20 protein-coding genes and 1 riboswitch are annotated in these 20,330 nt (G+C 40.0%); of the genes, 7 read left to right on the top strand and 13 right to left on the bottom strand.

The window, feature by feature from the left end:
• Positions 1–2,793, bottom strand: a complete 2,793-nt coding sequence (locus tag AACV33_RS03680; RefSeq protein ID WP_182699887.1) for a bifunctional diguanylate cyclase/phosphodiesterase — start codon at positions 2,791–2,793, stop codon at positions 1–3.
• Positions 2,794–3,159: 366 nt separating this feature from the next.
• On the opposite strand from AACV33_RS03680, the gene AACV33_RS03675 reads away from it, so the two are divergent.
• The gene (locus AACV33_RS03675) at positions 3,160–3,966 is read left to right on the top strand and encodes a GGDEF domain-containing protein (RefSeq protein WP_023603026.1); all 807 of its coding nucleotides are present in this window, start codon (positions 3,160–3,162) and stop codon (positions 3,964–3,966) included.
• 18 nt (positions 3,967–3,984) lie between these two features.
• Here AACV33_RS03675 and thiE read toward each other — a convergent pair whose 3' ends face one another.
• The 12 genes from thiE to pspA all read right to left on the bottom strand — a co-directional run bounded on the left by thiE (position 3,985) and on the right by pspA (position 13,736).
• Positions 3,985–4,605 carry a thiamine phosphate synthase gene (thiE, locus tag AACV33_RS03670; RefSeq protein ID WP_182699886.1) on the bottom strand — a complete coding sequence of 207 codons (621 nt, stop codon included), beginning with the start codon at positions 4,603–4,605 and terminating at the stop codon, positions 3,985–3,987.
• A 10-nt stretch (positions 4,606–4,615) separates the two neighbouring features.
• Complete coding sequence (gene thiM, locus AACV33_RS03665; protein WP_182699885.1) at positions 4,616–5,419, bottom strand: hydroxyethylthiazole kinase; 804 nt, start codon at positions 5,417–5,419, stop codon at positions 4,616–4,618.
• A 54-nt stretch (positions 5,420–5,473) separates the two neighbouring features.
• On the bottom strand, positions 5,474–6,136 hold the full coding sequence (tenA, locus tag AACV33_RS03660) for a thiaminase II (protein ID WP_182699884.1): 663 nt from the start codon (positions 6,134–6,136) through the stop codon (positions 5,474–5,476).
• A 33-nt stretch (positions 6,137–6,169) separates the two neighbouring features.
• The gene (locus AACV33_RS03655; RefSeq protein ID WP_182699883.1) at positions 6,170–7,117 is read right to left on the bottom strand and encodes an ABC transporter substrate-binding protein; all 948 of its coding nucleotides are present in this window, start codon (positions 7,115–7,117) and stop codon (positions 6,170–6,172) included.
• Positions 7,118–7,145: 28 nt separating this feature from the next.
• Positions 7,146–7,964, bottom strand: a complete 819-nt coding sequence (locus tag AACV33_RS03650) for an ABC transporter permease (protein WP_017021849.1) — start codon at positions 7,962–7,964, stop codon at positions 7,146–7,148.
• Positions 7,957–8,730 carry an ABC transporter ATP-binding protein gene (locus tag AACV33_RS03645; RefSeq protein ID WP_182699882.1) on the bottom strand — a complete coding sequence of 258 codons (774 nt, stop codon included), beginning with the start codon at positions 8,728–8,730 and terminating at the stop codon, positions 7,957–7,959. Before AACV33_RS03645 ends, AACV33_RS03650 begins: the two co-directional genes overlap by 8 nt.
• A complete protein-coding gene (gene thiD / locus AACV33_RS03640) occupies positions 8,730–9,584 on the bottom strand; it encodes a bifunctional hydroxymethylpyrimidine kinase/phosphomethylpyrimidine kinase (protein WP_182699881.1) in 855 nt (284 codons plus the stop codon). The genes AACV33_RS03645 and thiD overlap by 1 nt, the downstream gene beginning before the upstream one ends.
• Positions 9,585–9,684: 100 nt before the next feature.
• A riboswitch (TPP riboswitch) is annotated at positions 9,685–9,782 on the bottom strand.
• Between the two features lie 76 nt (positions 9,783–9,858).
• Positions 9,859–10,884, bottom strand: a complete 1,026-nt coding sequence (locus AACV33_RS03635) for a YcjF family protein (protein WP_182699880.1) — start codon at positions 10,882–10,884, stop codon at positions 9,859–9,861.
• The gene (locus tag AACV33_RS03630; RefSeq protein ID WP_182699879.1) at positions 10,881–12,278 is read right to left on the bottom strand and encodes a YcjX family protein; all 1,398 of its coding nucleotides are present in this window, start codon (positions 12,276–12,278) and stop codon (positions 10,881–10,883) included. The genes AACV33_RS03635 and AACV33_RS03630 overlap by 4 nt, the downstream gene beginning before the upstream one ends.
• A gap of 135 nt (positions 12,279–12,413) precedes the next feature.
• Positions 12,414–12,800, bottom strand: a complete 387-nt coding sequence (gene pspC / locus AACV33_RS03625; RefSeq protein ID WP_017021854.1) for an envelope stress response membrane protein PspC — start codon at positions 12,798–12,800, stop codon at positions 12,414–12,416.
• Positions 12,800–13,024 (bottom strand): envelope stress response membrane protein PspB, encoded by a 225-nt coding sequence (pspB, locus tag AACV33_RS03620; RefSeq protein ID WP_012551815.1) that lies wholly within the window; start codon positions 13,022–13,024, stop codon positions 12,800–12,802. The genes pspC and pspB overlap by 1 nt, the downstream gene beginning before the upstream one ends.
• A 46-nt stretch (positions 13,025–13,070) precedes the next feature.
• Entirely contained in the window at positions 13,071–13,736 is a 666-nt protein-coding gene (gene pspA, locus AACV33_RS03615; protein ID WP_065609541.1) for a phage shock protein PspA, read from the bottom strand.
• 207 nt (positions 13,737–13,943) lie between these two features.
• On the opposite strand from pspA, the gene pspF reads away from it, so the two are divergent.
• From pspF to AACV33_RS03585, 6 genes are all read left to right on the top strand, one after another.
• On the top strand, positions 13,944–14,966 hold the full coding sequence (gene pspF / locus AACV33_RS03610; RefSeq protein WP_065609543.1) for a phage shock protein operon transcriptional activator: 1,023 nt from the start codon (positions 13,944–13,946) through the stop codon (positions 14,964–14,966).
• Between the two features lie 79 nt (positions 14,967–15,045).
• Positions 15,046–16,671: an ABC transporter substrate-binding protein SapA gene (sapA, locus tag AACV33_RS03605; protein WP_023603013.1), complete on the top strand. Its 1,626-nt coding sequence runs from the start codon at positions 15,046–15,048 to the stop codon at positions 16,669–16,671.
• Positions 16,671–17,633, top strand: coding sequence for an ABC transporter permease (locus AACV33_RS03600; protein ID WP_012551811.1), 963 nt, complete (start codon positions 16,671–16,673; stop codon positions 17,631–17,633). Before sapA ends, AACV33_RS03600 begins: the two co-directional genes overlap by 1 nt.
• Positions 17,620–18,507, top strand: a complete 888-nt coding sequence (gene sapC / locus AACV33_RS03595; protein WP_023603012.1) for a putrescine export ABC transporter permease SapC — start codon at positions 17,620–17,622, stop codon at positions 18,505–18,507. Before AACV33_RS03600 ends, sapC begins: the two co-directional genes overlap by 14 nt.
• Positions 18,507–19,520: a peptide ABC transporter ATP-binding protein gene (locus AACV33_RS03590; RefSeq protein ID WP_017021860.1), complete on the top strand. Its 1,014-nt coding sequence runs from the start codon at positions 18,507–18,509 to the stop codon at positions 19,518–19,520. Before sapC ends, AACV33_RS03590 begins: the two co-directional genes overlap by 1 nt.
• Positions 19,504–20,328 (top strand): peptide ABC transporter ATP-binding protein, encoded by an 825-nt coding sequence (locus AACV33_RS03585; protein WP_017021861.1) that lies wholly within the window; start codon positions 19,504–19,506, stop codon positions 20,326–20,328. The genes AACV33_RS03590 and AACV33_RS03585 overlap by 17 nt, the downstream gene beginning before the upstream one ends.
• Positions 20,329–20,330: the final 2 nt, after the last annotated feature.

Here is a 20,330-nt window from a genome sequence, read left to right as displayed (position 1 = left end):
TTAGTAATGCTCTCTGCTACATGAAGAAGACTCAGCGAGATCGGTATCCTGATTATTATTAATAAAGGCCTCAAAATCCGACGCACAAATCGGTTTACTAAACAAATACCCTTGCCCATATTCGCATCCTTTTTCCATTAAAAATGAAAGATGCTCATCGGTTTCAATTCCTTCAGCTACAACCGCTAACTCCATTCCATGAGCAATGGAAATAATCGCATTAATCAACACCTCATCGCGTTTCTTTCCAATTCGATTAACAAAAGAGCGATCTATTTTTAAACGATCCAACGGTAAATTAGACAGGTAGCTCAAGCTTGAATATCCCGTTCCAAAGTCATCCAAAGCAATCAACACACCAAGTTCTTGAATTGCTTTAATTCGTTTAAGCACCTCTCCTGAACTGTCTAATAAAGCACTTTCCGTAACTTCAATCACTAACGATTCAGGTTGAATGCTGTAATCCACAATCGCACTTTTCACTTTCTCGACAATATCCACATCATTAAGCTGAATCGCTGACATGTTTACCGATATTCTATCAACACCTACATGATTCTCTTGCCAATACTTCAACTGTTTTATTGCTTCAATTAATACCCAATGGCCAAGCTGATGAATCAAACCAGTTTCTTCTGCTAGAGGGATAAAATCATTAGGAAAAACCAATCCTTTTGTCGGGCTATTCCACCGAATAAGAGCTTCAGCAGAATCAAACATACTGGTTCTATGATTTAAGATAGGTTGGTAATACAGCTCAAATTCTTCTCTCTCTAATGCACCTCGTAATTCACTCTCTAAACCAAATCGAATTCGCTCCTTATTCTCCATCTCTTCAGTGTAATAATACACATCACTTAAAGAATGTCTTTTGGCATAATGAACGGCGACCCCTGCCTGACGGAGCAGTTCTTCTGAATTTTCATTACATGAATCACAGGTCGCTACACCTAAATTAACGTGGGTAATTAAACTTGATTCAGCTATTTTTATTGGCTCACCAAAAACGCCTTTAAGTACGTTAATTCTAGCGGTAAGTTCAATGCGATCGTGGGATGAAATTAAATACACGAATTCATTACCACCTAATCGAGCAAAAAACTCTCCTTTACGAACTTGTTTTTTTACTCGAAGTGATAATTCAACAAGTAAGTTATCGGCATAACGGTGACCATAGTGGTCATTGATGAACTTAAAGCCTTTAATATCAATATGTAAAACGGTGAATTTACGATGAATTGAAAAATGAGAGTTCATGCTTTTGACAAGAGCGTAACGATTAGGCAAACCTGTTAGTTCATCAAATCGCGCTTGATGTTCAATCTCTTGTTGATACGCCACTTGCTTGGTGATGTTATCAACTAATCCTAAAATACCAATGAGATCATTGCCTTCATAAATTGCTGAAAATTTCCAAATAAGGATAATCGCATGCCCATCACTACCAGTGAATGGAATTTCACACTCGGCATGCTCCGTTTTTCCTTCTCGCATTTTATTCAATTCATGTGTCATTTTAGAAAAATACGCGCCCACAATATCCGCACGTAAAGCAATGTCTTGATCTAACAATTCATCAGAATGTAATCCAAACCAATTTTGGCAGGCCTTAGACCAACGACGAATCATAAGGTCTGGCCCCCACTCAATCACGCCATAGGTTAGATTATCTAATAGATTATTGATACGGGTATAGGCTCGACTTAAGCGGAGTTCTTTGTCTATCAACTCATTTTCAATCGTTCCTTGCTCTTGAACTACAAAATCAAAATGCTCGGATAAACACAATAACTCATTAGTACCAGAGAATTTTGCACCACGCTTTCTTTCTACATACTGTTGAGTCGATAACAATAAGGTTTGAATCGGTTTAATCACACTTTGATTAAACCCCAATAATAGAATTAATAAAAACAAAACACTGCTAATAATAAATAGCGTTACATTTCTAACTAAGGTATTCATGACCCCTTGATAAGCGTCATCAAGAGGTAAAGCAATAACAACTTGACTGTGATTATTTAAATCATCAGGAAATAGAGGAACGCTAACCGCAAGAAATGGAATGCCTTTCTTGTCTTTCGTTTCAAAAATAAACGGTTCATTAATGTTTACTCGTTGTTGAATAGAAGACGGGATCTTTCCTTCATAGCGTGTAATCGTATTGTTATTTGAAGTAATAACATTACTATTATTATCAACTAATACCGCCACTGTATTCTCAGGTAAACGGAATCCCGCTAATCGCTTACTCCACCAATCTAATGAAATAACCGCAACAACCGCACCAACCACATCCCCTTCAGTACCGTAAACAGGATAAGCAAAATTAACAGAGGCTTTTTGAACCACACGATCAATCAGAAAACCACTCACTGTGAATTCTTTTTCATTTATCGCTTTTTGAAAATATTCCCGATCGGTAATATTAATTTCTTTATTTAACGCGATGGCAGTGCAATTTAAGTTTCCTATCTTGTTTGGCACACCGATGTTTGCATAGCTAATCGTTAACTTAAGCGCTTGCTGGACTGTTTGTATACACAACAAAGAAGTCGGATCTTTAATACTGTCCATTTGGCTTAATTGAGAAAGAAAGACTTTCGCTTCATTTACAAGTTCAAGCTGTTCATAAGCCAAACTTGTCGCTATTTGTAATGCTTCTTTTTCTACGTCTTCTTTTGCGGTTCGGTATTCATAAAAAATATTAGACGAGACGATGATACCCGCGGGGACTAATGAAAAAAGAATAATCATCCAAAGTTTAGTTTTTAATGAGTGATAAAACTGCATGTAAATCGATATCCTTGATCATTAATTTTCATTGGATTTATACCATATTCAATATTTTCTATAATATTTATCATTAATTTTTATAAGGTTAATAATAAAAACATACTATTTACTCGCCTTCATCCTTAATCAATACACTTACGTTATACACGATACACAGTATGGTTAAAATCTACTCCATTTCAAACAATATAACAACATGAAGCACGTAACTTTTAACGAGTTATATTTACAAAAATAACCTACTATCACAAAATTACATTAATTCATTCATTTCATTAAACGTAACATGCAAATTTATCGTTTATTTTTCGTTAAAAATTAAGTAGGCTTAAGCTTCACAGTATACAATTCGATTAGGCTAATATGACTGAACCTAAAATCCCTTTAATCATCTCAGGTATTGCTACTGCTCTTTTAATAGGGGTTATTACCATCAGTCATTATGTGGGTTTTGATTCTATATCTGACCTTTTTTTTGAAGGCGCTATGCTGATCTTATTGAGCTATATATTTCTTACCGTTAAATCCCATTTAACCCTATATCCAAAGCTTCTTATTGGTGCTTACTTACTTTTATTTAACAAGTCTTATGATTTACTAACAGAAGTTCCTTTGTTGGATCACTACGCTGATAATAATGAAATAGCGGATACCTTGCTTGACGACGGTACGTTATTACTCGCTTTTTTACTGATTGCTGTCGGATTAACAAACATTGTAAAAAGCCTCATTAAAGAAAGCATGAAAGACGATTTGACCGGGCTCTATAATCGTAAAAAATTCCCTGAAATCAAACTCTCCTCATTTGATCTTATCTACTTTGATTTAAATGGATTAAAACAAGTAAATGATATTAAAGGGCACGCTGTCGGTGATTTAATGATCATTCGCTTCGCTCAAATATTAAAGGCAAGTTGCTTAAAGCAAGAAATGGCCTTTCGCATCGGTGGTGATGAATTTATCGTCACGGTCGATTCAGAACGAGCAAAAGACTATATTAACGACGTATATACCTCATTAAATAATGAACCAATTTCATTCTCATACGGCATTGAAAAAGCAACAAAAGAAAACTTCAGAGAAGCGTTAATTCGCTCTGATAAAGCCATGTACACCATGAAAAAAGCACTAAAAAAGAGCACCTCAAGTGCTCAAATTTTATATCGCTAATCTCATAAAAAAGCTCGACTAGCGGCCCATCAACTCAAGCAACGCTTCACTTGCCTGCTTTGGCGATGTTGCATGGCAAATTGCCGACACTAAAGCAATCCCATCCACTTGAGTATCTGCTATTTTCTTAATGTTCGTTTCATTAATTCCGCCAATAGCCACAAGAGGAAGTTGACTTTCTTTAACGGCTTTAATTAAACCGTCAATGCCCCACTCTTTAATAATATTAGTCTTAGTTGGCGTAGAAAATATCGCACTGATACCAAGGTAATCAACTGGCAGATCTTGCGCTTCACGCAACTGCGTTTCATTTTCAACAGACAACCCTAAAATCATATCAGGGCCTATCAATTGACGAGCAAGGTTTGCAGGCATATCCGATTGACCTAAATGAACCCCATCCGCTTGCACCGCTAATGCCACATCAACACGATCATTTATAATTAATGGCACACCGCTGTCTTTTAATACTTTTTTTATTGCTAGTGAGCGTTCAATAAAAGCACGTACATCACCATGTTTTTCACGGATCTGCACCATGGTTACGCCGCCTTTTATTGCCTCTGCAACAACGTGGCACAACGTATCAATATCTTGTTGGTCGTCGGTCACTAAATACAATGTATAAGGGCTATTCATATTACGAAACCTATGCATTAATCGTTAATTTCAAACGACGTGTGAGTGTTTCTTCATCTAACTGATAAAGCACATCCAGTAAATTCATTTGCAAGCTACCTGGGCCTACTGATTGCTCTGCGGCGATTTCACCTGCAACGCCTAAAATAGCCGTAGCTGCAACCCCTGAATGCTCACCTATTGCGGCAAAAGCACCTGTTAATGCGGTATGTGTACAACCCATCCCCGTAACAAAAGGCATCATCGCATGGCCATTATTCAATTGGTACTGTGCATCTTTCGTAACTACATAATCAGTTTCACCCGAAATAACGACGCTGCATTGATACTGCTGCGCAACATAACAAGCCGCACCTAATGCAGAATCACTGCTGTCTAATGCATCTACGCCTTTGCTCTGCGCGTTCTCACCAGCTAATGCGATGATTTCAGAAGCGTTGCCTCGAATAATCAGTGTATTCGCGGCTTCTGCAATTTGACGCGCGGTTTGGGTACGAAGTTGACTTGCACCACATCCCACCGGATCAAGCACCACCACTTTATTATTAAGGTTTGCTTGCTCTACCGCGAAATGCATTCTTGGTGTCCATACGCTGTCTAATGTACCGATGTTGATCACCAAGGCACCAGAGAAACTCATCATCTCTGCCATTTCTTGTTGGCTGTGCGCCATGATTGGTGAAGCACCTAGCGCCAATAAAGCATTCGCTGTGTTATTCATCACAACATAGTTGGTAATATTCACAACTAATGGCTTTTTCTCACGTAATATCGCTAATGCGTCAATAATCTTTTGCGTGTTCATGACCGTCATTTTTCTTCCTTAATTCGTTCGCTTATTCATTAATTGAGTACTAATCATCAACAATTAGGCTTCATCTAATCCTTGCTGCCAAAACGCCACTTCCATACGAGTCGCCGTTTTAAAAATATGACACAAACGCTGCCCACGCTGGCTATCAAGATCGATATCGACAAGCAATTCATCTAGCTGTGTAATGCTTTTTTGTACGCCTGATTGAAACTCTTCACCACCATACATCTTGATCCAATTCGCATACGGATTGCCTTCAAGCTTAGTTGATTCTCTTGCTAGTAGCTGCGCGCCAATCACACCATAACCAATCGAACACGGTGCTAATGCTGCGTATAAATCAATGACATCACCAGACATACCGGTATCTAATACAAATCGAGTGTAAGCTACCGTGCCAAAGGCCTCTGGCTCTGCTTCCATCTCTACTTCTGACACGCCCCACTCACCACAATAAGTCACATGGTGTCCAATTTCTGAACTCAATAATGCTTGTACACTCGGTAACGCCATTCGCATTTCCGCTAACGTTCTCGCTTTATAAATCGCTAAGGCATACGCTCTGGTGTACTGCTTTAAAAACAGGAAGTCTTGTTTTAAATAATGTAGAAATGACGAATGCGCCAACTCTCCAAGCGCTAATTGTTGAACGAAGCTGTGCTCGGTGTATTCGGTCCACTCGTTTTGACACGCTTGAATTAAATCTTGATGATTCATACTGGTTCTCTAAAAATAAACAGGGAAAATGGATTACAACACCGGCACAAAATCTTGTGCTTTAGGTTGTGTTTTTATGATCTTATGCTTGAACATAAACTCAGAGAAACGATTGTAGCGCTCTAAATCAACCGCTGATGGACGCAAAGCAAAACGCGTTAACGTGTCATTCCATGCGCGTTTATTTAATTCATTGTTTAGAGTGTCTGGCGCGTAAGAAACAAAGGTTTTCCACGATTCATCAGGGTGATTCACAATAAATTGTGTCGCTTTTTCGATAGCGTGATTAAATTTCTTTAGCGCATCGGCATCGTATGTTTTGGCATTAGCCACAAAAACAAGCTCATCATACGAGGGCACACCATGCTCTTCTGGGAAAAACGATTTCGCTTTATAGCCTTCTAATGCCAATTGATTGGTTTCAAAATTACGTAATCCTCCCCAAATAGCATCCACTTTTCCTGAAGCTAAAGACGACGATAATGCCCAGCCTACATTGATGATTTTAACCTCAGAGAAATCAACACCTTCTGTATTTAGCATCGTTCCTATCGTAGCGTCTTCATTACCCGCAATCGCAATACCAATCTTCTTGCCTTTCAAATCAGCTAAAGAATTTATCTTGCCGTTATCAAGTACCATTAAGGTATTTAATGGCGTGGCGATAAGGGTTGCCGAACGAATTAACGGTAAACCTGCCGCTACATCAATCGTTAAACTGGTTTGGTAAGAAATGGCTAAATCAATGTTATTTGCCGCCACTAATTTCGCCGGCATGCTTGGATCGGCGGGTTCTTGAATCGTCACATTTAGGCCTTCCTCTTTGAAATAGCCTTTTTGTTGTGCGATAACCACTGGCCCATGGTTCGGATTTACAAACCAATCCAACATTAATGTCATCGCTTTATCTTCCGCGCTTGCCATCATGGAGTAGCTTAAAATAAGAAGAGCCATCGCCCCTTTAATTACCATTTTATTCATTATCGTTGAGTCCTTTTTTATTATGAATTTATTTATCGTGTTGCCACGGTATGAGTTTTTGAATCAATACATCCGCAAGAAAATACAAGCTGACGGATAACGCGGCGAGAATGAATAACGCAGCAAACATTTCATCTATCATCATTCGAGCATTCGCTTGCAGCATTAAATAACCTAGCCCTTCGCTTGACCCTACCCATTCACCAACGACTGCACCAATAGGCGCGACAACAACAGCAACACGGATACCCGACGCTAAGGCAGGTAAAGCCGCAGGTAAGCGAACGTATTTTAATAATTGCCATTTTGATGCCCCCATCGTGTGGGCTAAATCAAGATAACCACTTGGGGTATTTCGCAGCCCGTCATAACAACAGGTAGTCACAGGGAAAAAGATAATTAATGCCGCCATCACGACCTTTGATGCGATGCCATAACCCAACCACAACATCAGAATAGGCGCGATAGCAAAAACAGGGATCGCTTGGCTCGCAATTAAAATTGGCAATAACCAACGTCGAAGTGGATCAAACAACAGCATTTGAAGGGCAAATAACAACCCCATAGAAAGACCCAAGCCAAGACCAAGCAAGATCTCTTGAGCCGTTATCCATGAATGAGAAAGTAGCACATCGTATCGTTGTATTAATTTAGTAAAGACAGCCAATGGACTAGGTAAAATGAAGCTTGGTAAAGCAAAAACTATTACGATGAATTGCCATAATCCCAGAATAACCACCGCACTGATTAAGATTCTTATCATGGATTTCACGCTTTGTAGCATTGGTTTTGGCGTTACCTTTCCTATCGTTGCTGATGTCGAATTTATAAGGAATGATTTAGACATAATCGACCTCTAAGGTATCAATTATTTGTTGTTGAAGTGCAGCTAACTCCGCATCAATCTTTCGAGGTATCTGCGTACTAGGAACAGGTAAAGAGACCGCTGAAGCAGGTTGTCCTTGCATGATATAAACCACATCACTCAGTCTTAACGCTTCTTGTGGATCATGCGTGATCAATAAAACAGTTTTATCTGCTAGCACTTGAGCAGCAAGATCTTGCAGGCGATAACGAGTGACGGCATCTAGTGCAGAAAAGGGTTCATCCATTAATACCATTGGTTTGTCTTGCATTAATGTTCGAGCTAACGCCACACGCTGACGCATCCCGCCCGATAATTGTGACGGCATCGCAAACGCATGCTCTGTTAATCCAACTAACTCTAAAAGTTCATGCGCTCTGTGTTTATCCGAATTCGGTTTCGTTGAATTAAAGCGAGAGTTCGTTACAAACTTGTCGGCAAAGCAGACGTTATCTATTACGTTTAGCCACGGCATCAATAAATCTTGTTGCGCCATGTACGCAATATTGCCTTCTAATGCGTCTACGCCATCAATCGAAACATCCCCTGACCACACCACTTTATCGGTCAATAATCCGGCGAGATAACGCAATATCGACGTTTTTCCACAGCCACTCTTTCCTAATATGGCGGTCCATTTTCCTTTAGGAATCGTCATGTTTAGATTGAAAATAATAGGGTATTCGCTGTCTTTATATTGTAACGCCCCATTAGAAATGACGGCACCAATGCGATTATTCATCCCCATTACTCTGGAGTATGTAAAGCAAAAAAGTGATTCACAGGCCCATGTCCCTGACCAATATTCAGTTCATCGGCATGGATAATGGCTTGAGTAATGTATTGCTTACCTAATGCTACCGCAGCCAGTAGTTCATGACCTTGCGCTAAATACGAAGCAATCGCTGACGATAATGTACAGCCCGTGCCGTGTGTATTGCGAGTTTCAATTCGAGGTGTCGATAAACGTTCTATGGAATCAGATAAAATCAGTAAATCGGTACTGTTTTCATTCTTTTCTAAATGCCCGCCTTTCAGTAAGACTGATTTAGCACCTAATTGACGAAGTTCATCAATCATTGCAGTCATTTCAACTTCACTTTCGGGAACTTTAGCATTAATGAGTGCCGCCGCTTCAGGTAGGTTTGGCGTGATAACATCGGCAAGGGGAAGCAGTTCAGATTTAAGGCTTTCAATAGCAGAGGATTGCAGAAGAAGATCACCACTGGTTGCAACCATCACAGGATCAACCACTAAATAACGCGGTGTGTATTGCTTTATTTTTTTCGCAACAGAGCGGATGATATCAGAATCACTTAACATGCCGACTTTAACGGCGATAACATTCAAATCAGAGAAAACAGCATCCAGTTGCTGCTCAACAAATTCACTGCTGATTGGATAAATGCCCGTCACGCCTTGCGTATTTTGAGCCGTTAATGCGGTAATAACAGAACACGCATAACTGCCGGTTGCAGAAATCGCTTTAATGTCGGCTTGGATCCCTGCTGCGCCACCACTGTCAGACCCAGCAATGGTTAATACAATCGGTGTTGTTACAGATAATGTCGATAAAAGTGCGGTAGTGTGTAACGAAGGCATACTTATTTTCCCTAACTAACGGTCAGGAAAAACAGTCACATGAGATAAAGATACCGAGTAGGTGCTATCTCATTAAAAGAAATCGATCAGAGAGATCGTTTCAAGAAGACCATTAGTTCCCTACGTCAGTACTAACTGAATCAGGTTCAACGGGTTCGCTATTGCGATCTCAGCCTATTGGCTCCCCGACTAATGCCGTCATACTATCACTAATCGATTTGTAAATAGTATGCTTTTTTATGGGAATGCTAACTAGAGTTAACTAATTCTCAACCTATGAATTAAGTTTGGATACTAATTGAGCAACAATGGTTTTACGCATATCAGAAAGCTTAGGCGCTTCTCCGGCTTGCCATGGCAATGGACGCATTAGATTCATGGTTCTTAATCCAAAACGTGCCGTTAATAAACCAATCCCTAACCCCTGTGCTGCTCTGGTTGATAACTTACCGGCAAGGCCCGTTGATAACATATCAACACCAACGTCCGTCACCATTTCTGTTGCTCCGGCAAACGCCATGTTTTGCAGAACCATTTTAAACAAACGTAAACGGCCCCAATAGCCAAGTTCGACCCCATAAACTTGAGAAACTTGTTCGATTAATCGAATATTACGCCACGCTACTAATAACATATCCACCACAGCTAATGGACTTAATGCCACCATTAACGCTGATTCACCAGCATGCTTGCTGATTAAGGCTTTTGCTCGTTTATCTTGCTCGACCACAACCATGCTGTCGTACATTTCAAACACTTCAGCGTTGTTATGATGTGATTCAATGCTGTTCTGCCAACGAGAAAACTCGGCAGTATGAGTGGTTAGCCCTTTTTTAGCTAACGTTTCACAGAACGGTTTTGCTTGCCCAATACCATTGCCTTCCATCAATTCAGTGGCTTGATGTTGGATCTCGGCACGGTTTTTAAGTTTACGTAGCGTCCATAGTTCACGACCAATGGCCGTCACCCCCATTAACGCCGCTAAACTGATTAATCCCGCCCAACCCAATGATAAGAAATCGGCGGTTTGAATCGCGGTAATAACATGATCAACACTTTGCCATACTGTTAATCCAAGGAATCCACCAATCAGTATTTTAATACTCCAATGGGTTTTCTTTTTCACTAATGGCGTTTCAATATCAAGATCATCCAATTCACTTTCTTCTTCAATGGCTTGAGGAATAAAAGTTTGTGTTTCTTCGAACAGTTTTTGAGTATTCAGCGATTCTGTTGTCTGCTCATTTTCTGTAAATTGAGGCTCAGATTGAAATACGCGCTGTTTTTTTAATTCACTCATACTAATTTGTCTCCTAATAAAAACTGCATCGCCTTATCCATACGGATATGTTGTAGCGGTTTGTCAGTCTCACTTTCTAACGGTTGAAAACTCATGAAATTAAAAGGTTTTGTTTCCCAATACGCTTTACTTGGAATACGTTTAGGCACCTCACCCGGAAACATCATCATCGGTGTTTGATCGGCGGTGACCCCTGATATTGCAGAAAACAATTCACCGTCGTCCTCAATCATTCCCGCGGTGGTTGCTTGAATTGAGGCAATGCTCATGCACTCCATTTTAATGCCTTCGTAAGCGGTTTCTTGCCATGTTTGGTGGATCATTTGTTGCAACAGCGACACCATATTTGGGTGCTGTTCAGGCGTAACGTGATCTGCTTTGGTGGCAGCAAACAACACTTTATCTATCTTTGGTGAAAACAGACGTTTAAGCATTGAACTTTTGCCATACTGGAAACTACGCATCAACTGATCGACAGCCTGACGCATATCATTAAATGATTGTTCACCCGCATTTAACGGCTGTAAGCAGTCAACCAATACAATTTGACGATCAAAATGTCTAAAATGCTCGTTATAAAACTTTTTCACTACATGTTGTTGGTAGTGCTGATAACGTTTTTTAAGCACGGCGATATTTGAATCTTTCTTCGCTTTTGCCAACTCTTCTTCTGTGTATTTATGCAAAAACATAAAAGGAAAGAATTGCAAAACAGGCGCGCCTGCTAACTCACCCGGTAAAACGAATCGCCCCGGTTGCACCCAATGTAATCCTTTTGAATCCTTACAGGTATGAAGATATTGAGTAAACGCATCCGCAATATGCGCGAGCTGTTTTTCATCAACAGGCGCAAGAGGATCAAGCTGCTGAGCTTCTTTTAACCATTCTTCAGAAAGCACTTTTCTATGCCCAGTTAAATTCGCCTGCTGTTGCTTAGACCACTCAATATAATCCATATCTAATAACGGTAAATCCAATAACCATTCACCCGGATAATCGACAATATCCACATACAATGTTGCATTGTCTTTAAGGTGTTTTAGTATGCCTGATTTAGGTTTAAATTTGATGGCTAAACGAAGTTCACTCACATCACGAGTAGGCTCTGGCCATGTTGGTGGTTCTGATAATAATGACGCCATACCATCATCATAAGTGAAGCTTGGAATGGATAAGTTTGATTGCGGTATGCGTTTCGCCCCAATCATGCGACCTTCACGAGTCACTGACAATAAAGGCAACTTATCGCTTGAACCCGCATGCAAACATTGATTAACCAAAGAGGTAATAAATGCCGTCTTACCTGCGCGCGATAGCCCTGTAACCGCCAATTTGACGTGGCGATCCATGCTTCGGTTAACTAATTTATTCATTTCTTTGGTTAATCTGCTCATTCATATTTCTCTCTTTTCTATAAACAACAAATGGAGTGTACAGAACTGATTCTGAACACCCCATGAACAAGATAGTAATCCTATGTGTCATATCAATCTACATAAGTTATTGACTGCTCTTGTTAATTAATCCAATTATAGGTTTCGAAATTCACGGCGAACCTTGTATTCAGAAGACGTAACATAGCCTTCCATTCGACGAATTTTCTCTTCCATTCTCGCCATGTCTTTATCCACACGCTTAATTACTTCTGATGGCGATTGACCTGCTTGCCATGGCTTACTTTTTACCGTGTGCTCACGCTTTTCTTCTGTTCGGTAGTACATTTCAACCGGTGCTTTATCTAAAAAAAGCATGGCTGCAAAATAGGCTAACATCACCAGAAAACCAGCACTAAACAAGGCGGCTGAGACGACTAATATACGTACTATCCAAGGTTCAATACCAAAGTACTGAGCAATGCCAGCACAGACGCCACCAATTTTTCCGTTTCGAGTATCTCTATACAGTTCTTTTGACATTAGCGCTCCCTCCAACTCGGGGATTCTGCATCTAAAATTTTCTCTAATGTTTCAACACGACGCTGCATTTTATCCGCACGCTCTGTCATTGTTTTAAGTAACTGCGTGTCTTCATGCGACAGACCTTGCGCTGTTTTACCTTTGCTTCGGTAATGTAAAAACAGCCATAACGGTGCAACGAAAATAAAAAATATAACCAATGGGAAAGCAAAAAAGCCGCTCATTGTTTTCTCCTTAAGTAATTCAACTTCGATCAATACTTGTTTCTATTTATGCGTCTTTTTTCATTTGTTCTTTTAGACGCTCTAACTCTTTTTCAATGTCATCTTGCGCTTGAAGCTCTGCAAATTCTTGCTCTAGTGAGTTCGCTTTACCCATTGAGTACGTATCTGCTTTTGCATCTAGCTCATCAATGCGACGCTCATATTGCTCAAACTTTGCCATTGCTCGCTCTGTTTTACCAGAATGAGTGTGCCCTTTAATCTCATTGCGATGTTGCGCTGTTTGTTGACGGATCACTAACGCTTGTTGACGAGCACGTGTTTCTGTCAGTTTAGTCTCTAATTCGGTTAATTCTGTGGTTAACTTCTCAATGCACTCTTCAACAAGAATAAATTCTGTTTTTAAGCTAGAAAGTACATCTTGAACTTTCTGTTTTTCTATCAACGCCGAACGAGCCAAATCTTCACGTTGTTTAATTAACGCTAAGCTCGCCTTTTCTTGCCAATCTGCGACTTGTGCTTCAATTGATCCAATTTTACGTGTCAGTTCTTTTTTATCCGCGATAGATTTTGCTGATGCGGTACGAACTTCAACTAACGTGTCTTCCATTTCTTGAATGATCAAACGGATCATCTTTTCTGGATTTTCAGCCTTATCCAATAATGAAGTAACGTTAGCATTAACGATGTCTGCAAAGCGTGAAAAAATACCCATAATTGATTCCTTTTTAATAAATGATAACGCGACTTCGTTATCTAAATTCAGTGTTGTAAAACTTACTATGACTATTACACAATACATGCCAACTTTTCACCTATTAAAAATCAATGAGTTGCAAAATATTGACCTCTTATGAAAATTAAGCAATGATTAAATAAACCATTTAATGGTCAATTTAGCCAAGAGATAATGAGGTCAATGATGAGAAAAGACAGTTTAATTGGTGAATCTGACGCGTTTTTATCGTCATTGGATCATGCCTCCCAACTTGCAGGCATTGATAGACCTATTTTAATTCTTGGTGAACGAGGAACGGGTAAAGAGTTAATAGCACAACGTCTTCACTTTTTATCCAAACGATGGGACGAACCCTTGATTAGTTTGAACTGCGCAGCACTCAGTTCAGGCACATTAGATTCTGAATTATTTGGTCATGATGCGGGGTCTTTTACTGGCGCAAAACAGCGTCATCAAGGTCGATTTGAACGAGCCGATGGCGGTTCTCTATTTTTAGATGAACTCACTACTGCCCCATTAACAGTACAAGAGAAATTGTTGCGTGTTATTGAATACGGTGAATATGAACGTGTTGGTGGGTCTCAAACCCTCAAGGCAGACGTACGCTTGATTTGTGCAACCAACCAAAATCCGCAAGAGATGGTGACAGAAAAGAAATTCAGAGCCGATTTATTAGATAGACTCTCTTTTGATGTAATTCATTTACCCCCTCTACGATACCGCGAGCAAGATGTTCTCCTTCTTGCTGAGCATTTTGCCATCAAGATGTGTCAAGAAATGAGCTTACGTTATTTCGCGGGCTTTTCTTATCATGCCAAACAACAAATTCTTGCTCACGATTGGCCTGGTAACGTAAGAGAATTAAGAAATTGTATCGAGCGTGCTGTGTTTAAGCACAATCATGAAGAGGCACAAATTGAATCAATACAAATAAACCCGTTTCTAACCCCGTGGGAAACAACACCAGCACAAGAGCCATCTTCGTCTATACTCATTGAAGATAAATCATTAAAAAAGAGTTATCACTTCCCTTTGAATTTAAAACAATTTCAGTTGCAACAAGAAAAAGAATTGCTTGAGCAATCACTTTCAGAAAGCCAATTTCATCAACGTAAAGCGGCTGAATTACTAGGTATCACCTACCATCAATTTCGTGGACTCCTGAAAAAACATCAATTATTAGCCACTAAAACCGATATTTCTTGATAAATAAGTGCAGAACCAGTCACTTGAGTATAAAATGACAGGTTCATTAATTAAAAATTATAAGAAAGCTGCGGCCATTATGAAAACCATTGCGCGCATACTCATTGCTACAACTGGATTGTTAGGCCTAACAGGCTGTTACGATACTGAATTAAAACAAACAATCCACCAGCAAGGGTTTATTTATTGTGAATCAGGCAATGTGGACTTCTTTAATCCACAAACGTCTGATGGCAACAGCCTTCTTGAAGCCATCAGTGCTCAAATATACGACCGCTTGCTCATTATCGATCCGGTGACTCAGAAGCCGTCTCCTAATCTAGCCACCTCTTGGAAAGTAGATGAAACCGGCACTGTATATACGTTTAATTTAGCGTCTGATGTGCAATTTCAAACCACAGATTGGTTTACGCCAACCAGAACCATGAATGCTGATGATGTTGTTTTCAGTTTTAATCGGGTTCTTGACCCAGAAAATCCATATCATAATGTCAATTCTGGACAGTACCCTTGGTTCGACAGCATTAATTTTTCTCATATGGTGAAATCAGTTAAAGCCATTAATGAACACGAAGTTCAATTCGAATTGACCTCTCCTGACAACACCTTTTTATCTGCACTTTCTACGTCATACGCGGTCATTCATTCCCAAGAATACGCTCACCAATTAGCCGCGGCAGATGAAAAAGAATTAATGGACATAAAACCAATTGGAACAGGTCCGTTTAAACTCGAACAATTTCAAAAAAGCGAGCTTGTTCGTTTAAAAAGACATGACGGCTACTGGCAAGGGCCAGCAAAAATGTCTCAAGTAGTGTTTGATATTTCAAGCCGAGGCACAGGATCTTTAGCCAAATTACTTCGTAAAGAATGTGATGTCGTCGCAAACCCTATATCAAGCCAATTACCTATCATTATTGACAATGAATCACTTACCTTGTTTTCACAGACGGCAACCAATGTGGCTTACATTGCCGTTAATATGAAAAATCCACTGTTACAAGATCAACGTGTTCGCCAAGCCTTAAATTTAGCCATTGACCGCTCAAGCTTAATCAATTCAGTGTATTACAACTCAGGTATTGAGGCTCAAAGTATTCTGCCACCAACGTCTTGGGCGTATGGCAGTGACTCATCATTAATTCGTTATGATCTCAATTATGCAAAAGCTTTACTGCGTGAAGCCGGAGTAAAAGAAGGGTTAGAATTAACGATGTGGGTGCCTTTAGATAATCATCCCTACAATCCAAGTCCGAAAAAAGCGGCTGAAATTATTCAAAACGATTTTGCAAAATTAGGGATAAAATTAATTCTTATCACTAGTGACATTATGGCAAAAAGCGAATTGACTGAAACTAACATGGATTTAATTTTAACCGGTTGGAATGCCAACAGTGCCGATCCCGACACCATGTTAAGACCTCTACTTTCTTGTGATGCAAAACGAGCAGGCTTTAGCTCTGCCAATTGGTGTAATGAAGAGTTCGATTTCTTATTGGATCTCGCAAAAGAAACCAATCAACCTCGATACAGAATGAACATTTACCGTCAGCTTCAAAACTTGTTGAATGAAGAGTTACCCATCATTCCACTTGCTCATGGCGTCAAGTATCAAGCCAATCAATCATCATTAGAAGGTTTTGTATTAAGTCCTTACAACACCTATTCTTTTCATAATGTAAGCCGAATTGAGGAGGTGAACTAATGTGGATTTATACGATTCGACGTTTTAATCTGTTCATCATTACGTTGCTGATCTTAACCTTAATTGGTTTCAATATTTTACGCCTTGAACCTAACTCAGTTTGGGGGGACACTTCATTTTTTTCTGGCTGGATAACGTATCTAGGCCAATTGATTGATGGCAACCTTGGGGTTAATCAATATGGCGTTAATATGTCAGATGAAATATTACGCGTCTTCCCTGCAACGATTGAGCTCTGTTTTTTTGCCTTTTTCATTGCCTTAATTATCGGAACGCCTATTGGTACCATTGCTGGAATGCGTCAAGGTAAACCTTTAGACACGATTATTTCTTCTGTGGCTTTAATTGGCTATTCAATGCCTTTATTTTGGATTGCACTCTTAGTTCTGATGTTCTTTAGTTTACAACTTGGTATTACCCCTGTTTCTGGGCGATACAGCTTATTGTATGAATTCGATACGAAAACCGGCTTTGCTTTTATTGATGTATTGTATTCTCAATCACCTTATCGTACTGAAATGCTAGAAAACATCATTGAGCATCTTATTTTGCCAACCTTAGTCTTATCGATTGCTCCTATGACAGAAGTTATCCGTTTAATGCGCTCATCCGTTGCAACCGTGATAACTCAAAACTACATTAAGGTGGCTCATACCAAAGGGCTGTCTAAATTCGAAATCATGGCGAAACACATCATTCGAAATGCACTCCCCCCAATTATTCCCAAGCTAGGTATTCAATTATCTGGCTTATTTACTGCCGCAATCATTACAGAATCTATTTTTAATTGGCCCGGTGTGGGTCGCTGGCTATTAGACGCCATTATTAATCAAGATTTCGTTGCTATTCAAGCGGGTGTGATTACCGTCGCTTCCTTTATTTTATTAGCGAATATTTTATCGGATCTACTGGGTGCCGCTGTTAACCCACTAGTAAGGAAAGAGTTCTATGCGCTCAAATAGTGTTTATCAAGAAGAGCACATCCCAACCCAAATGGAACGATTTTGGTTAAGCTATCGTGCTAACTCATTAGCGATGTTCGGGTTTTGGTGTTTATTATTAATTCTTCTGGTTACCTTATTTTCTCCTTGGTTAAGTCCATATGACCCACAATGGCAGTCAGAAAACTTATTAATGCCACCCTCATGGAGCGCTGAAGGCGATGTTGCCTTTTTCTTAGGCACCGATGACTTAGGCAGAGACATTCTTTCTCGTTTGCTAATGGGCTCTCAGCTGACCTTTGGTTATGCATTAGTTGTTGCTTTATTTTCTGGCTTCGTTGGTTGTGCTATCGGTATTTTTGCCGGCATGACAAAAGGGTTATTGTCGAGTACGTTAAACCACTTACTTGATACGATCTTATCTATCCCCTCTCTATTGCTGGCCATTATTTTTGTGGCCTTCTTAGGTTTTGGGGAATTCAATATATTAATCGCGATTTGGCTTGCTTTGATCCCTCGTTTTATTCGAGCCGTATACACCGCAGTACACAATGAAATCGAAAAAGACTATATATTGGCTGCTCGTTTAGATGGCGCGAATGATTTTTATTTATTGTGGAACTCTGTGTTGCCAAACATATTAACAGTCATCATTGCGGAAGCAACGTTAGCCATTTCTGTCGCTATTTTAGATATCACAGCATTAGGATTTTTAGGCTTAGGCGCTCAAGCTCCTAGCCCTGAGTGGGGCTCAATGTTAGGTGATTCTATCGAACTTATTTACACCGCCCCATGGACAGTAACCCTACCTGGTATTGTGATTACCTTCACCGTTATCATCGTCAATTTAGTTGGTGACGGAATACAACGCGCGTTAAATGCGGGGATTGAATAATGCCATTATTAGATATTCGTCATTTGACTATCGAGTTAGAGACCCCGCAAGGGATGGTGAAAGCCGTCGACCGCATGAGTTTAACCATTAATGAAGGTGAAATTCGCGGGCTTGTGGGCGAATCAGGATCCGGTAAATCTCTGGTCGCTAAAGCGATTCTTGGGATCACAAAAGATAATTGGAAGATCACCGCCGACAGAATGCGCCTAGGCAATATAGATCTCTTGGCACTGTCTCCAAAACAAAGACGACGCGTCATTGGCCGAGAGATGGCAATGATCTTTCAAGAGCCATCAACGTGTCTCGATCCTTCAGAACAAGTAGGACAACAACTTGAAGAGGCGATCCCGTCAAAGTACTTTTCTGGTAAATGGTGGCAACGTTGGAATTGGCGCAAAAGAGGGGCCATCGCCTTATTGCATAAAGTCGGTATTAAAGAGCATAAGCGCGTAATGCGATGTTACCCTTATGAGCTTACTGCTGGGGAATGCCAAAAAGTAATGATCGCAATGGCAATTGCGAACAAACCGCGAATTTTGATTGCTGATGAACCGACCGATGAACTGGATGCGGTGACACAGTCACAAATATTTCGTCTATTAAGTCGAATGAATCAGGTCAATAATACGACGATTCTATTGATCAGCCATGATTTGATCACTCTGACTCAATGGGTAGATAGAATTACCGTTATGTACTGTGGTCAATCGGTTGAATCTGCGGGTCGTAAAGAAATTCTTGAGGCTCCAAAACATCCTTATACCAATGCATTACTGCGTGCGATGCCTGACTTTAGTAAAGATGGAATCCCTCATAAAGCAAAGTTAGAATCATTACCGGGGACAATCCCTCCCTTACAGCATTTACCTATTGGTTGTCGTCTTGGGCCTCGTTGTCCTTACGCTCAACGCAAATGCGTACAAGTTCCTGAAGGTCAAAAAGTGAAAGATCATAAATTCAGTTGCCATTTTCCATTAAATTTCGAGGAGAAGAAAAATGACTGCACTTCTTGAAGTCACTGATCTTAAAAAAGATTACGTATTCCGATCTGGTTTGTTTCGAAAACAAATAAAAGAAGCAGTTAAACCAGTCAGCTTTTCTTTAGAAGCAGGACAAACCATTGGTTTTATTGGTGCAAATGGGTCAGGTAAATCAACACTAGCAAGAATGTTGGCAGGTGTTGTAGAACCAACGTCTGGCGTGATTAAAGTCAATGGCGAAGTCTTAGATTATAAAGATTATCAGACTCGCTGTAAGTTGATTCGAATGATCTTCCAAGACCCTAATTCATCATTGAATCCACGGATTCAGATAGGTCGAATTTTAGAAGGTCCTTTAAAACGTAATACCAGCATGTCACCAGAAGCTCGTCAAAGCCGAGTTAAAGACACCTTACTACGTGTTGGCTTATTACCTGAACATGCCTACTTCTACCCACAAATGCTTGCAACGGGTCAAAAACAGCGAGTATCTTTAGCCAGAGCCTTAATACTTCAGCCTTCCATAATTGTTGCTGATGAAGCGTTGAATGGTTTGGATATGGCAATGCGATCTCAAATCATTAACCTCTTCTTGGAACTACAACAAGAAATGGCGATTTCATTCATTTATGTTTCTCAGCACATTGGTGTTGTAAAACACATTACAGACAAAGTAATGGTTATGCATGAAGGAGAAGTGGTTGAAAAAGGGGTGACTCAAGAGATATTCTCAAACCCACAGCATTCAATTACTCAGCGTCTATTAGAAAGCCACTTTAATGCACCAACGCACGATAGAAAACAACGTATCAGTGCGGCGACTCCTAAGATCGAGTGCTAGAA

Source organism: Aliivibrio sp. SR45-2, from assembly GCF_963890165.1.
GTDB classification, from domain to species: Bacteria; Pseudomonadota; Gammaproteobacteria; order Enterobacterales; family Vibrionaceae; genus Aliivibrio; species Aliivibrio salmonicida.
This window is presented reverse-complemented; position numbering and strand designations above follow the sequence as displayed.

Coding starts and splice junctions, on each gene's coding strand:
- AACV33_RS03630 (WP_182699879.1), bottom strand. CDS start 12,278: ATGAGCAGATTAACCAAAGAAATGAATAAATTAGTTAACCGAAGCATG.
- pspC (WP_017021854.1), bottom strand. CDS start 12,800: ATGTCAAAAGAACTGTATAGAGATACTCGAAACGGAAAAATTGGTGGC.
- AACV33_RS03655 (WP_182699883.1), bottom strand. CDS start 7,117: ATGAATAAAATGGTAATTAAAGGGGCGATGGCTCTTCTTATTTTAAGC.
- AACV33_RS03650 (WP_017021849.1), bottom strand. CDS start 7,964: ATGTCTAAATCATTCCTTATAAATTCGACATCAGCAACGATAGGAAAG.
- AACV33_RS03585 (WP_017021861.1), top strand. CDS start 19,504: ATGACTGCACTTCTTGAAGTCACTGATCTTAAAAAAGATTACGTATTC.
- thiD (WP_182699881.1), bottom strand. CDS start 9,584: ATGCCTTCGTTACACACTACCGCACTTTTATCGACATTATCTGTAACA.
- AACV33_RS03635 (WP_182699880.1), bottom strand. CDS start 10,884: ATGAGTGAATTAAAAAAACAGCGCGTATTTCAATCTGAGCCTCAATTT.
- AACV33_RS03600 (WP_012551811.1), top strand. CDS start 16,671: ATGTGGATTTATACGATTCGACGTTTTAATCTGTTCATCATTACGTTG.
- thiM (WP_182699885.1), bottom strand. CDS start 5,419: ATGACGGTCATGAACACGCAAAAGATTATTGACGCATTAGCGATATTA.
- tenA (WP_182699884.1), bottom strand. CDS start 6,136: ATGAATCATCAAGATTTAATTCAAGCGTGTCAAAACGAGTGGACCGAA.
- pspF (WP_065609543.1), top strand. CDS start 13,944: ATGAGAAAAGACAGTTTAATTGGTGAATCTGACGCGTTTTTATCGTCA.
- AACV33_RS03590 (WP_017021860.1), top strand. CDS start 18,507: ATGCCATTATTAGATATTCGTCATTTGACTATCGAGTTAGAGACCCCG.
- pspA (WP_065609541.1), bottom strand. CDS start 13,736: ATGGGTATTTTTTCACGCTTTGCAGACATCGTTAATGCTAACGTTACT.
- AACV33_RS03675 (WP_023603026.1), top strand. CDS start 3,160: ATGACTGAACCTAAAATCCCTTTAATCATCTCAGGTATTGCTACTGCT.
- thiE (WP_182699886.1), bottom strand. CDS start 4,605: ATGAATAGCCCTTATACATTGTATTTAGTGACCGACGACCAACAAGAT.
- sapC (WP_023603012.1), top strand. CDS start 17,620: ATGCGCTCAAATAGTGTTTATCAAGAAGAGCACATCCCAACCCAAATG.
- AACV33_RS03645 (WP_182699882.1), bottom strand. CDS start 8,730: ATGGGGATGAATAATCGCATTGGTGCCGTCATTTCTAATGGGGCGTTA.
- pspB (WP_012551815.1), bottom strand. CDS start 13,024: ATGAGCGGCTTTTTTGCTTTCCCATTGGTTATATTTTTTATTTTCGTT.
- AACV33_RS03680 (WP_182699887.1), bottom strand. CDS start 2,793: ATGCAGTTTTATCACTCATTAAAAACTAAACTTTGGATGATTATTCTT.
- sapA (WP_023603013.1), top strand. CDS start 15,046: ATGAAAACCATTGCGCGCATACTCATTGCTACAACTGGATTGTTAGGC.